Source organism: Solimonas fluminis, assembly GCF_002930645.1.
Lineage (GTDB): Bacteria > Pseudomonadota > Gammaproteobacteria > Nevskiales > Nevskiaceae > Solimonas_A > Solimonas_A fluminis.
On the sequence record NZ_PSNW01000014.1, the window covers coordinates 22,383 to 35,618 of the forward strand.

At 69.1% G+C, this 13,236-nt stretch carries 10 protein-coding genes; 7 read left to right on the top strand and 3 right to left on the bottom strand.

Annotated features, from left to right (window positions below):
- Positions 1-7: 7 nt before the first annotated feature.
- Positions 8-301: a hypothetical protein gene (locus C3942_RS19175; protein ID WP_104231988.1), complete on the bottom strand. Its 294-nt coding sequence runs from the start codon at positions 299-301 to the stop codon at positions 8-10.
- On the bottom strand, positions 298-612 hold the full coding sequence (locus C3942_RS19180) for a hypothetical protein (protein WP_243393675.1): 315 nt from the start codon (positions 610-612) through the stop codon (positions 298-300). Before C3942_RS19180 ends, C3942_RS19175 begins: the two co-directional genes overlap by 4 nt.
- Positions 613-642: 30 nt before the next feature.
- On the opposite strand from C3942_RS19180, the gene C3942_RS19185 reads away from it, so the two are divergent.
- From C3942_RS19185 to C3942_RS19195, 3 genes are all read left to right on the top strand, one after another.
- Positions 643-1,155, top strand: a complete 513-nt coding sequence (locus tag C3942_RS19185; RefSeq protein ID WP_104231989.1) for an alpha/beta fold hydrolase — start codon at positions 643-645, stop codon at positions 1,153-1,155.
- A complete protein-coding gene (locus tag C3942_RS19190; protein WP_104231990.1) occupies positions 1,152-1,586 on the top strand; it encodes a DUF3293 domain-containing protein in 435 nt (144 codons plus the stop codon). Before C3942_RS19185 ends, C3942_RS19190 begins: the two co-directional genes overlap by 4 nt.
- A gap of 78 nt (positions 1,587-1,664) precedes the next feature.
- A complete protein-coding gene (locus C3942_RS19195) occupies positions 1,665-8,933 on the top strand; it encodes a two-partner secretion domain-containing protein (RefSeq protein WP_165797539.1) in 7,269 nt (2,422 codons plus the stop codon).
- A 12-nt stretch (positions 8,934-8,945) separates the two neighbouring features.
- Here the strand turns inward: C3942_RS19195 and C3942_RS19200 are convergent, their stop codons facing one another.
- Positions 8,946-9,407, bottom strand: coding sequence for an acyl-CoA thioesterase (locus C3942_RS19200; RefSeq protein ID WP_104231992.1), 462 nt, complete (start codon positions 9,405-9,407; stop codon positions 8,946-8,948).
- A 40-nt stretch (positions 9,408-9,447) separates the two neighbouring features.
- On the opposite strand from C3942_RS19200, the gene C3942_RS19205 reads away from it, so the two are divergent.
- The 4 genes from C3942_RS19205 to sufC all read left to right on the top strand — a co-directional run bounded on the left by C3942_RS19205 (position 9,448) and on the right by sufC (position 13,236).
- Positions 9,448-10,353, top strand: coding sequence for a glycerophosphodiester phosphodiesterase (locus tag C3942_RS19205; RefSeq protein ID WP_104231993.1), 906 nt, complete (start codon positions 9,448-9,450; stop codon positions 10,351-10,353).
- Between the two features lie 172 nt (positions 10,354-10,525).
- The gene (locus C3942_RS19210) at positions 10,526-10,978 is read left to right on the top strand and encodes an SUF system Fe-S cluster assembly regulator (protein WP_104231994.1); all 453 of its coding nucleotides are present in this window, start codon (positions 10,526-10,528) and stop codon (positions 10,976-10,978) included.
- A gap of 2 nt (positions 10,979-10,980) precedes the next feature.
- The gene (gene sufB, locus C3942_RS19215) at positions 10,981-12,444 is read left to right on the top strand and encodes a Fe-S cluster assembly protein SufB (protein WP_104231995.1); all 1,464 of its coding nucleotides are present in this window, start codon (positions 10,981-10,983) and stop codon (positions 12,442-12,444) included.
- 45 nt (positions 12,445-12,489) lie between these two features.
- Positions 12,490-13,236 carry a Fe-S cluster assembly ATPase SufC gene (sufC, locus tag C3942_RS19220; protein ID WP_104231996.1) on the top strand — a complete coding sequence of 249 codons (747 nt, stop codon included), beginning with the start codon at positions 12,490-12,492 and terminating at the stop codon, positions 13,234-13,236.

Genomic DNA, 13,236 nt, shown 5'->3' on the forward strand with positions numbered 1-13,236 from the left:
GGATGCCTTAGAGCAGCGCGCGGTACAGGATGCCGCCGCCGGCGGCGATGCCCAGGAACAGCACCGCCTCCATCGGCCAGCGCCAGGTCTTCTCCCGGCGGTGGGCGTAGAACGTCAGCGCCGACAGCAGCAGCAGCACGCAGAACACCAGGAAGGTCGTCAGCACCAGCGGCCAGTCCTCGCGCAGGCGCGGCTCGGCGTCGAGGTAGACGGCATACAGCAGGGTGACCACGCCGATGGTGGCCGCAAAGGAAGCGGCCGTCGCCATGGCGACGGCATTGAAGATCTGTATGCCTTTCATGAACGCTTGTTGCGCAGCAGCTTGAGCAGGGGGAACACTTCGCCGGCGACCTTGGGCTGCTTCAGCCCGGCACGCACCAGCAGGCCGACAAAGCCGCGCACGATCTTGTCGCGGTTCTTGAACACGTTGTCGACCATCGGGATCGAGCGGTCGTCCATCATGGTGATGACGTCGTCCGCCTCGTCGCCGAACTTGAAGCGCATGGTCATGCGCACTTCCAGCGGCTGCTTGCGCTCGCGCCGGCGCTTGCGGCGGCGCTCGGCCAGGCTCAGGCGCTCGCCGTCCGCCTGCTTGTCCTCGTCGGGCTTCATAATGCTCCGGTCGTCAGCCAGCGTTCAGACATGAAAGACATTCCCGCTCGTCTCGTGGTTTTCGCCCATGGCAAGGAATCCGGCCCCTGGGGCACCAAGATCCAGCACCTCGCCGTGACCGCGCGGCAGCGCGGCTACGAAGTCCTCAGCCCGGATTATAGTCACACCCACGATGCCCGCGAGCGCGTGGCCCAGTTGCTCGCCCTGGCACCGCGGGCGCGGCAGAGCCTGGTGCTGGCGGGCTCGAGCATGGGCGGCTACGTCTCGGCGCAGGCCTGCGCGGCCCTGCGCCCGCGCGCCCTGTTCCTGATGGCTCCTGCCCTGTACTTCCCGGGCTGGGACGAGGAGCCGCAGGGCATCCCTGCCCTGTGCAGCGTGGTCCACGGCTGGAGCGACGACATCGTGCCGGTGGAACGCGGCCTCGACTTTGCGCGCCGCAACCGCGCGGAACTGCACCTGCTGGACTCCGGGCATACGCTCAACGACCAGCTCGAAACCCTGGCCCTGCTGTTCGACGACCTGCTGGCGCGCGCGGCGGCGTGAACAGGGCCGGGCTGGAGAAGGCCTACCGCCAGGCGCTGTACCTGGCCTGGCTGCCGGACGGCGAACTGGTCCTGCGCGTCGGCCCCGCCGACCCGCAGGCGGACCGCCGCCTGGCGGGGAGCGGCAGCTGCCGCCGGAACTGGGCACTGCTGACGCCCTGCAACCCCCGTTCGGAACGCCTTGACGCGGCTGCCAATCAGCGTCTTTACAATCAGTTGGAAGGCGAACTTCATGCCCTTTCGCAAGCGTGGCATCGCAGCCTGCATCGCGATCCGTCGGGGCAGTGGCCCGATGAACCGGGTTTCCTGCTGATCGATCCGCCCCCTGAACGAGCCGTCGAACTCGGGCGGCGTTACCGGCAGAATGCGATCGTCGCCGCAGAACTGGGACAGGAATCCCGCGTGGTCTGGCTGGATGATGCCGCGATGTGACGCGCCACACGACGGGCGGGGGCGTCCGCTGACAGCATGGCGGGCAAGTGTACGCAGGGGAGCCGGGGGGCTGCCGTCATGACAGAAAAGAGGCCGGGATTCCGCAGGCAGCTCATAGCAAGGCTGGCAGCGGCCGCCGGCTTCGCCCCGGGGCTCGCGCTGGCCACGCCCTCGGGCGGCGTCGTCACGGCCGGCGCGGCCAGCATCGGCAGTCCCCTGCCGGGCACGCTGCACATCGACCAGACCTCGTCCGCGGCCATCATCAACTGGCAGGATTTCTCGATCGCGCAGGGCGAGTTCGTGCAATTCTCGCAGCCCAGCGCCTCGGCCGCGGTACTGAACCGCGTGGTCGGCGGCCTGCCCTCGGAGATCCTGGGCAACCTGTCCGCCAACGGCCGGGTCTTCATCATCAATCCGCAGGGCGTGATGTTCGGCGCCGGCGCGCGGGTGGATACCGCATCGCTGGTGGCGACGACGCTGGACATCGCCGACCAGGACTTTCTTTCCGGGAGGCTGGTCTTCGCCGGCAGCGCCGGCAGCCAGGCCCGCGTCGTCAACCATGGGCACATCGAAGCCGCCGACGGCGGCTTCGTCGTGCTGGCCGCTGCCGGAGTCTCGAACGAGGGCCTGGTTTCGGCGCAGCTCGGCGAGGTGGCCCTGGTTTCCGGCACCGCCATGACGCTCTCGCTGGACGGCAGCGGCCTGGTCGGTTTCTCCATCGACCGCGCGGCGCTGGGGGCCGCGGCCGGCGCCGACAATGGCGGCGAGATCACCGCCAACGGCGGCCGTGTGCTGATGAGTGCGCAGCTGGCCCAGGGGCTGGTCGGCATGGCAGTGAACAACCGCGGGCGCATCACGGCGCAGTCCATCGAGGAGCATGATGGCGCCGTGTTCCTGCGGGCAGAGGGCGGCGATATCGCACATGCCGGCGTCATCGACGCCTCCGGCGTGGACGGCCAGGACGGCGGGCAAGTCCGGATGGACAGCGATGCGGACATCCGGATCCTGGACGGATCGCGGATTCTCACCATCGGCGGCGGTCCGGATGCCGCGGGCGGCCGCGTCGGCGCCCTCGCGCAGGGCGTGCTGCGCTTCGAGCGTGGCGCGGGCATCGATGCCCGCGGCGACCGGCGCGGCGGCGAGGCAGGACTATCCGGCTACCAGGACCTCTACGTGCATGGCGACATCCGCGTGGGAGCCGGGGGGCGTGTCCGCCTGGACCCCGCCGCCAATCCCCTGGTGATCGGCAACGGCTCCGCCAATGGCGGCTGCGACGCCAACATCTGCGAGGACGACCTGGAGTCCCGGCTGGCCGTCGGCGAAAGCTACATCGTCGCTTCCGCCGACGGCGTACGGGTCGAGGACCTGAGCGACCTGGATGCGGACGGCAACATCGTCGACGGCGTGCTCGATGGCCGCTCGACCGTCGCCGGCGTCCTTGGCGGCAGCCTGCTGCTGGGCGCCGGCACGATCAATTCCGACAACGGCCTGTTCGACCGCGGCAGCGACGGCTCGGTGAGCTTCGCCAACACCGCCAACCGCGTCCGGCTCGACGGTGGCTTCGAAGCCTACTCCGGCACCGACAGCGGTTCGATCACCACCGGCGCGGTCGAGGCGGGTTACTTCATCGTCATGCAGGCCGCTCAGGGCATCAGCACCGGCGACCTGGCGGTCCGCGGCAACCTCGCCCTCACCGCGGAGGATGGCGGCCTGAACAGCATCGTGGCGGCCGCGATCGCGCTCGACGGCGGCAGCGGCCCGATCACCGTCAATGGCGGCATCAGGGCCGAGGGCACGGTCGCCGGCTTCGACGGCGCCGACGATTTCGCGGTGCGCGGCGCCCGGGTCGACCTCTTTAGCGACGGCGGCGACATCACGGTGACGGGCCTGATCGATCTCGATGGCCATGTCGGCGCCGTGAACGGCACCAGCGACTGGTCGGCGATCGGTGCCCAGCTGCGCGTGGAGGCGGCGGGCGGCAGCGTCGACCTGCGCGGCCCGGTCGAGGTGGAGGGCAGCCTGGAGAGCGCCGGTGCCGACGGCGGCGCCACCGCCCGGGTCTTCGGCCGCGGCGCCGAGGTCGCCATCGGCCAGTTCGACGGCGGAGACCTGCCGCCCACCCTCCAGGTCAAGCTCGGCGGACCGGTGACGGTGAAGGGCACGGTCGGCCGCTTCGGCGCCGAAAGCGAGAGCGAAGCCATCGGCGCGTTCTTCCAGGTGCTGGCCAGCGGCGGCCCCGGCCAGGGCGATGACCTCTCCGCAGCCCATTTGCTGGGCCCGGTCGACATCCAGGGCAGCGTCGGGCCGGTCACCGGACACACCGCGCTGAAGGTCCGTGGCGGCTATGCCGAGATGGTGGTCTCCGGCGGCCTGCTGGACCTCGACGCCGCCCTGACGGTCAGGGGCCGCGCAACCGGCGCCGACGTCAGCAGCGACGTCGAGGTCAACGGCGCGGCGCTGTTCCTGCAGCAGAACGACGGCGACATCGACCTGGCGGGCCCCGTCACGGTCGACGGCGACATCGGCATCGACGAGGACGGCCTGGAGAGCGGCCAGGTGGTGGCGTCGTTCTACACCGAGACCCGCGCCGCCGACGCGGTCATCACCGCCAGCGGCGGCAGCATCGGCACCGCCGGCCTGGACATCAGCGGCGACACCAGCCGGGTCGTCTCCGGCGGCGACAGCAACAGCAACGGTGTCTTCCTCAAGCTCGAGGCTCCGGACGGCGACCTGACGGTGAACGGCGACATCGTCGCCACCGGCACCCTGCTCTCGGCCAGCGCCCCCGACAGCCTGAGCGCCTCCGCAGCACAGGTGCTGCTGACCGGCGGCAGCGTGTACACCGACGAGGCCGGCACGCGCTATCTGCTGGCCGCGGGCAATGTCGATGTCGGCGGCGACATCCGCCTCCGCGGCACCACCGGCACCGTGACCACCAGCGGTCCCGCCACGGTCAGCGGCAGCTCGCTCGGCATCAATGCCTACGGCGGCCGCTTCAGGCTGCAGGCGGCGCCAGCGGACCCGGGTTCCCTGGCCGCGGCAGCCACGGGCAGCATCGACCTCACCGGCGGCCTGGGCGCCACCGCCGGCGCGGCCCAGCTGACGGCGGAAGCCAGCAACGTGGCGATCAATGCGACCACGGTGTCCATCGACGGGTCCGTGATCCTGGCCGGCACCGCCAGCGGCATCGTCACCGGCGACAACTCGGTGATTTCCGGCAGCCTGCTCAGCATCCAGGCCGACGATACGCTGGGCGTCGGCGGCGACGTCGACGTCAGCGGCACCCTCGGCCCGGTCAACGAGGATGCGCCTGCGGAACAGGCGGCGGCCAATGGACTCTTCGTGCGTGCGGCGAGCGCCGTGCTGAATGCCGATGGCGAGTGGGTCGACAGCGGGGACGGCGACGCCACTCTGCGCCTGCAGGGCCAGCTCAGGCTCGCCGGCACGACACAGGAAACGGTCGTGGTCGGCAGCGACAGCTTCGTCAACGGCGCCTATGCCGGCATCTTCGCGGCCTACGGCAACATCGCGCTGGACGGAGGCGTCGACGCCACCGGCCGCATGGACACGACCCTGGGCGGCGACTACCTCGCGGCCCAGGCCGCGGAGCTGCGCGTGGTGGCGCAGGACCTCTCGGTGGGAGACGACATCCGGCTCACCGGGCAGAACCGCGTGGTCGAGGGCGGCTACCAGAGCTTCGCCTCGGCCAGCTTCCTCCGGCTCAGCGCCCTCGGCGGCGACATCGCGGTCGATGGGGAACTGGCGGCTACCGGCAATGCCGAGGCCGGCGCAGAGCCCAGCCGCATCGTCGTCGGCGGGGAGTCCTACGTCCAGGCGGTGTCGCTGAACGCGGATGCCGACTACGGTTCCATCCGTGTCACGGGGCCGATCCGCGCCGAAGGCCATCTCGGCTACAGCGAAGCGGCGTACTCCAGTTTCATCAACGGCGCCTTCCTCGACATCCGCAGCGGCGGCCTCTTCTCCGCCGGCACCGAAGCGTCCGTGGACGACGGCATCGAGGTGCGGGGCACGCTCGGCTCGGTGAAGGGAGGCTTCGACACCAGCGCGGAGGCCGCCGACGTGCTGGTCGACGCCGCGGCCATCGACATCGCCGGAGACATCGTCCTCGAAGGCGGGACCGGCATGGTCGAGGCCGGCCACGCCTCGGCGATTTCCGGCAGCTATCTCGCACTCACGTCGAGCTACGACCAGCAGATCCGGGGCGGGCTCGACGTCCGGGGCAGCATCGACAGCGTCGCGGGTCTCGAAGACGGAGACGGCGGAATCCTGCCGCCGGACCATCTCTATGCCCGGGCGGTGAGCGTCAGCGCGCGAAGCTACCTGGATGGCAGCCTCGGCATCGATGGCCCGGTGGTGCTGGACGGTTCCGTGGACAGCGTCGAGGCCGGCATGGACGCCTTCGTCAACGGCGTCTACCTGAACCTGGGCGGCACGGACGATTCCGGCGCGGGTTTCCTGAACCGGATCCGGATCGGCGGCGATGTCCGCGCCATGGGCAGCCTGGGCACCGTCAGCGCCGGCGACAGGCTGTTCGCGCGCGCCACCGAAATCGGCCTGACGGCCGTCGACGGCTCCTACTCCGAGGACGGCGCCGCCCTGGTCCTGGAGGGTGCCCTGGTCCTGGGCGGCGATGCCACCGGACGCATCGAAGGCGGCTTCCAGAGCTTCGTCAACGGCATCTCGGTACTGATGGGCGCCGCATGGGGCGACATGCTGCTGGGCACCGGCATCACCCCTGACAGCAGCATCCTGGTCGACGGCGTGCCCTTGCAGGGCACCTCGATCTATGCCGCCGGCCGGCTGCAGGAGGTACAGGTCTACGGCGGCTCCTTCGTGCAGGCCACCGAGTTCGACCTGTCGACCTCCAGCTTCGGCCACGTCGACGTCACCGGCGATACCCGTCTCCTGGGCAGCATCGGCGCCATCACCTCGGCGGAATCGGACCTGCTGACCGTCAACGCCGTCAGCGCCCGCTTCAACACGGAGCTGGGCGACATCCTGCTGCACGGCAACCTGGGCGCCAGCGGCACGCTGAACGGCGTCGGCGCCGGCTCCAGCCTGTTCGCGCGCGGCATCGAACTGGGGGTGTTCGCCGGCAACGGCAAGCTGGAGATCGACGGTGACCTGGATGTCGCCGGCAGCAGCAATGGCGAGGTCACCGGCTTCAACGATCTCTACGTCAACGGCGCCTACGTGCAGCTGATCACCGTGGACGACGACGTGATCATCGACGGCGACGTCCGCCTCTTCGGCAGCGTCGCCCGCGTCCAGGGCGAGGACTACGTGTTTGCCTCCGGGGCCGAATTGCAGGGCCTGCCGGACGGCGCCTTCGTCATCGGCGGCGGCCTGGATGTCGAGGGTTCGGTCAGCAGCTACGAGGCTCGCGACTCCAGCGGCCTGTTCGGCGGCGAAGTGTTCATCTTCTCCGGCAGCACCGACCAGGAAGGCCGCACCGAGATCGACGGCCCCGTCAGCGTGACCGGCACGCTGGGCACGGTCACCGGCGGCCAGGACCTTTACGGCTACGGCGCCTTCGCCTCCTTCAAGAGCCTGCAGGGCGACGTCAGGCTGCTGGGGCCCGTCACCGTCACTGGCGAGATCGCCCGCATCACCGCCGGCGACAACCTGACCCTCAGCGGCTCCGGCTTCTGGGCCGACGCCGACGACGGCAGCGTACAGCTCGCCGGCCCCCTGCAGGTCTCCGGCACCGTCGGCTTCGTGGATGGCGCCCACGGCGCCTTCCTCAACGGCAGCTTCGCCTACCTGACGGCCACGGAGGGCGACCTCGAAATCTCCGGCGGCGCGGAACCGGAAGGCCCGGTCCCGCTCGCGGAAGCGCCGCGGGTCTCGGTCACGGGCAGCCTGGTCGAGGTCCTCGGCGACAGCGGCATCGCCGCCTCCGGCGCCGACCTCCTGCTGGAACGCTCCGGCAGCGAGCCCGGCGGCCTGCTCAGCATCGCCGGCGACATCGTCGAGACCGGGTCCGTCGGCCTGTTCGATGTCGCCGATCTGGAGAGCAGCTCGCGCTTCAGCGGCGGCCTGCTGCTCAACGCCAACGACGGCGGCGTCGCCTTCCGCAATATCACGGCCGACCACGGCTTCATCTACTTCAACCAGGACTCCGCGATCGGCGAGGCGACACTGACCGGACGGGAATACCTGGAGATCGTGACCCCGTCGGGCGCGCCGACACTGGATGCACAGCGCCTGCGCCTGGAGGCCCCGGAGCTGTTCGTGAGCGCCAACCTCGAAGCCGGGCTGCTGGAGCTCTCCGCCGGCGAGGCCCTGGCCGTCTCCGCGGCCACCCTCGGCGGAGGCCAGGTCCATCTCTCCAGCGGCGGCCTGCTGCAGTTGGCGGACGACCGCGAAACGACCGGCGCCGCCACCGTGATACGCGGCGACCGGCTGCGGCTCGAAGGCGCCCGCATCATCAGCGACGAAGGCACCCTGATCGACGCCGGCGGGCTGGACGTGGTGGCCGGCGAGACCATCCGCCTCGCCGGCCTGGTGCGCGTCGGCGATGGCCAGGCGCAGTACAGCGGCGACCCGGCGCTGCTCGAGCAGATCGGTGCCGGCCTGCCCGGCGTACTGCCGGCCTCGGCGCGACCCAATGCCTACTTCCAGGCGCCGACGGTGGCCCTGGCCGAGCTGGAGCTGGCCGGCGACTACCTGCACATCGAGGCCAACACCCTGCGCCTGGGCTCACTGACGCTGAACGACGGCACGCTGGTGCAGCTGGACCCGCTGGTGAACCTGCCCTTCTTCACCGAGAGCGTGGACGTGACCGACGCCGGCCTGGACAGCGTCAAGGATCGCCTGGCTACCGAGGACAACCGCGTCATCCCCAACCTGGGCAGCTTCAACAGCGACGAGGGCGAGACCGGCGATCGCAAGCTCGGCGATCGCCCGGTGCTGAACGACGGCCGCACCGATGCCGCCGGCAATCCGCAGTTCCAGGTCGGCGACGGCGTACCCAACCTGGGCCAGCTGATCCTGCAGTCGGGCCTGGCCGACAACACCGTGGTGATCGGCGCCAGCGACTACACCGCCGGCATCCAGGTCGCCGACCAGCTGGTGGTGGACGTGCTGCCCAGCAGCACCAACTTCGTCTTCGCCACCTCGGCCAAGATGCTGATCACCGAACCGATCCGCACCAACGGCCGGGTGCTGGTGCTGGGCGGCGGCGTGGAGACCGACCGCAATACGTTCTACTCGGCCGTGGTGGACCAGATCAACGCCTACTACGACGCCCTGGACCCCGATCCGGCGGAAGAGGACGACGGCGAGGTCGAGGAGAAGAGCACCGACGGCCAGGAGTGCAACTGAGGCCGCTCCGATTCAGGCCGGTATCGGCAGCGCCGGCACGTAGGCCTTGAGGAATGCCTCCGGCTGGCGCCGCGGCCGGCCGGTCTTCATGTCGATGCAGACCCAGTGGGTCTGTCCACGCAGGACGGTCTTGCCGTCGGCCGCGCGGATGATCTGGTAGCGGCGCCACATGCTGAGCTTGCCGTCGTTCTCGTGGATCCAGGTGGCGGCCAGCAGTTCGTCACCGGCGAAGGTCGCCGCCAGGTAGTCCAGCTCGTGCCGGCGCGCCACGCAGCCCACGCCGGTACGCTCGTAGTCCTCGAAGCCGAAGCCGAGGCTCACCGAATGCGCCCAGGCGACCTTCTCCAGCCATTGCAGGTAGACCACGTTGTTGGTGTGGCCGAAGGCGTCGAGGTGCTCCGGCCCCACCGTGATGGACTGGACGAAGGGGTTCTGCACGTCCCAGGCGGGTGCCGGCCTTGCTTGTTCTGTCATACGCGGAGGTTAACCTGTGCGGATACATCCGGGATATCGAATGCGCCTTGCCCTGTTCATCCTCGTCGGCCTGCTGGCCGCCTGCGGTTCCTCGGTCGAGCCCGACGGCGCGGACATCCCGCCCCTGAAGACCGACCAGGTGATCGTGGCCCACCGTGGCGCCTCGGGCCATGCCCCGGAACACACCCTCGCCGCCTACGACCTGGCCCTGGAAATGGGCGCCGAGTACATCGAGCAGGACGTCTACTCCACCGCCGACGGCGTGCTGGTCTGCCTGCACGACACCACGCTGGACCGCACCGCGCGCGGCCCGGCGGAGAACTGTAGCGGCAGCGTCGGCAGCAAGACCCTGGCCCAGCTGAAGACCTGCGACATGGGCAGCTGGTTCAACGAAACCCATCCGGACCGCGCCCGGCCGGAATACGTCGGGCAGAGGATTCCGACGCTGGAGGAGGTGTTCCAGCGCTATGGCCGCGAGGTCAACTACTACATCGAGATCAAGCCGGGCCTGGACCTGACGCCGCCCTCGGTGGCGCAGCGCCTGCTGGACCTGATGAACCGGTACGGCCTGCGCGAGGGCTCGGTGCAGCGCCGCCAGGTGCTGGTGCAGTCCTTCATCCCCACCGTGCTGCTGGAGATGCGCCGGCTGGATCCGGAAATTCCGCTGATCCAGCTGATGCAGCCGTTCACCACCAATGCCGCCACCATGGCCCTGATCGCCGGCTACAGCTTCGGCATCGGCCCGCCGGTGAGCGACGTCAGTGCCAGCCTGGTGCAGCAGGCCCACGGCCTGGGGCTGGCGATGCATCCCTATACCGTCGACGAGCCCATGGACCTGGAGCGCATCGCGGGCTATTGCGTGGACGGCCTGTTCACGAACTTCCCGGATCGGTATCGCGCGGTGCTGGAAGCCAACCCGTACGACTGCCCGGCGCCGATCCGCTAGACCCCGGCCTCCCCGTGGGAGCGGCCTTGGCCGCGATCCTTTCCAGCCGGTGAAAGATCGCGGCCAAGGCCGCTCCCGCGTGAAAAGGCCCCTCCACCGGCCAAGGGTTGTCCTGGCTGGCGCACAGCAGTAACATGCGCGCCCCAATCAGGACTTCTTTGGTCTTAATTGCATGCTCAAGCTCAGCAAGCTGGCCGATTACGCCACCGTGGTGATGAGTCTCATCGCCGCCGAGCCGGCGCGCGTGCATACCGGGGTGGAGTTGGCCGAACGCAGCCACATTCCCGCCCCGACGGTCGCCAAGCTATTGAAAACATTGACCCGAGGCGGCCTGCTGGAGTCGATCCGCGGCGCCCATGGCGGCTACCGGCTGGTGCGGGCCCCGGCCCAGGTCTCGGTGGCCGAGGTGATCCGGGCCCTGGAAGGCCCCATCGGGGTCACCGAATGCTCGATCCACGAGGGCAGCTGCGGCATCGAGTCCCAGTGTGGCACCCGCCAGGGCTGGCGCCTGATCAACACGGCGATCCGCGAGGCCCTGGAGGCCGTGACGCTGGACCAGCTCGCCGCCCCGCAACGCCGGTCCGAGATGCCGGTCCAATTCATTACCGCCCCCCAGAGGGCATGACCATGTCCACGAACCAGGAAGACATCCAGGCCCTGGTGCGCAACCGCACCTACTCCGCCGGCTTCGTCACCGACGTCGATTCCGAGACGCTGCCGCCCGGCCTGAACGAAGACGTCGTGCGAGCCATCTCGGCGCGCAAGCAGGAGCCCGAGTGGCTGCTGGAGTTCCGCCTCAAGGCCTACCGCCGCTGGCTCAAGATGAGCGAGCCCAAGTGGGCCCATGTGCACTACCCGCCCATCGACTACCAGGCGGTGTCCTACTACTCGGCGCCCAAGTCGATGAAGGACGCGCCCAAGTCGCTGGACGAGGTCGACCCCAAGCTGCTGGAGACCTACAAGAAGCTCGGCATCCCGCTCAAGGAGCAGGAGATGCTGGCCGGCGTGCAGCCGCAGGTGGCGGTGGACGTGGTGTTCGACTCCGTCTCGGTTGGCACCACCTTCCGCAAGAAGCTGGCCGAGGCCGGCGTGATCTTCTGCTCCATCTCCGAGGCGGTGCGCGAGCACCCGGAGCTGGTACGCAAGTACCTGGGCACGGTGGTGCCCTTCGGCGACAACTTCTACGCGGCGCTGAACTCCGCGGTGTTCACCGACGGCTCCTTCGTGTTCATCCCCAGGGGCGTGCGCTGCCCGATGGAGCTGTCCACCTATTTCCGCATCAACGAGCGCAACACCGGCCAGTTCGAGCGGACGCTGATCGTGGCCGAGGAAGGCAGCCACGTCTCCTACCTGGAAGGCTGCACCGCCCCGCAGCGCGACGAGAACCAGCTGCACGCCGCCGTGGTGGAACTGGTGGCGCTGGACGACGCCGAGATCAAGTACTCCACCGTGCAGAACTGGTACCCCGGTGACGAGAACGGCGTCGGCGGCATCTATAACTTCGTGACCAAGCGCGGCGACTGCCGCGGCCCGCGCAGCAAGATCAGCTGGACGCAGGTGGAAACCGGCTCGGCCATCACCTGGAAATACCCGAGCTGCATCCTGCGCGGCGACGATTCGGTCGGCGAGTTCTACTCGGTGGCGCTGACGCACCACCGCCAGCAGGCCGACACCGGCACCAAGATGATCCACATCGGCAAGCGCACCAAGAGCACCATCGTGTCCAAGGGCATCGCGGCGGGCCATGGCCAGCAGGCCTACCGCGGCCTGGTGCGCGTGCTCCCCGGAGCCGAGGGCGCGCGCAACTACACGCAGTGCGACTCGCTGCTGATCGGCGACAAGTGCGGCGCGCACACCTTCCCCTACACCGAGATCCGCAATCCCAGCGCGATCCTGGAGCATGAAGCCACCACCTCCAAGATCGGCGAAGACCAGCTGTTCTATGCCCGTTCGCGCGGCATCGCCGAGGAGGACGCCGTGTCGATGATCGTCAACGGCTTCTGCAAGGACGTGTTCAAGGAGCTGCCGATGGAATTCGCCGTCGAGGCCCAGAAGCTGCTTTCCGTTTCACTCGAGGGGTCGGTCGGCTGACCGATGCCATAGCCAGAACCACAGGGTTCGAGCCAGAAGAACGCCATGCTTGAAATCAAGAATCTGCACGCCCGAATTGAAAACAAGGACATCCTGAAAGGGGTCGACCTGCGCCTCGGCGCGGGCGAGGTCCACGCCATCATGGGCCCCAATGGCTCGGGCAAGTCGACACTGTCGAAACTGCTCGCCGGCCACGAGGACTACACGATCACCGAAGGTTCGGTGAGCTTCCTCGGCGAGGACCTGCTGGAACTGGCCCCGGAGCTGCGCGCCGCCAAGGGCATCTTCCTGGGCTTCCAGTACCCGGTGGAAATCCCCGGCGTGTCGAACATGGTGTTCCTCAAGGCGGCCCTCAACGCGCAGCGCAAGGCACGCGGCGAGAAGGAGCTGGATGCCGGCGACTTCCTGGCCTGGGTCAAGCACCGCGTCAAGCAGATGCAGATGAACCCGGCGATGCTCTCGCGCGGCGTCAACGAGGGCTTCTCGGGCGGCGAGAAGAAGCGCAACGAGATCCTGCAGATGCTGGTGCTGGAACCCAAGCTGATGGTGCTGGACGAGACCGACTCGGGCCTGGACATCGACGCGCTCAAGGTGGTGGCCGACGGCATCAACCTGATGCGTTCCAAGGAACGCTCGGTGCTGCTGGTGACGCACTACCAGCGCCTGCTGGACTACGTGAAGCCGGACTTCGTGCACGTGCTGGCCGGCGGCCGCATCGTCAAGTCCGGCGGCCCGGAGCTGGCGCTGGAGCTGGAGGAAAAGGGCTACGGCTGGATCCAGCAGGCGGCCTGA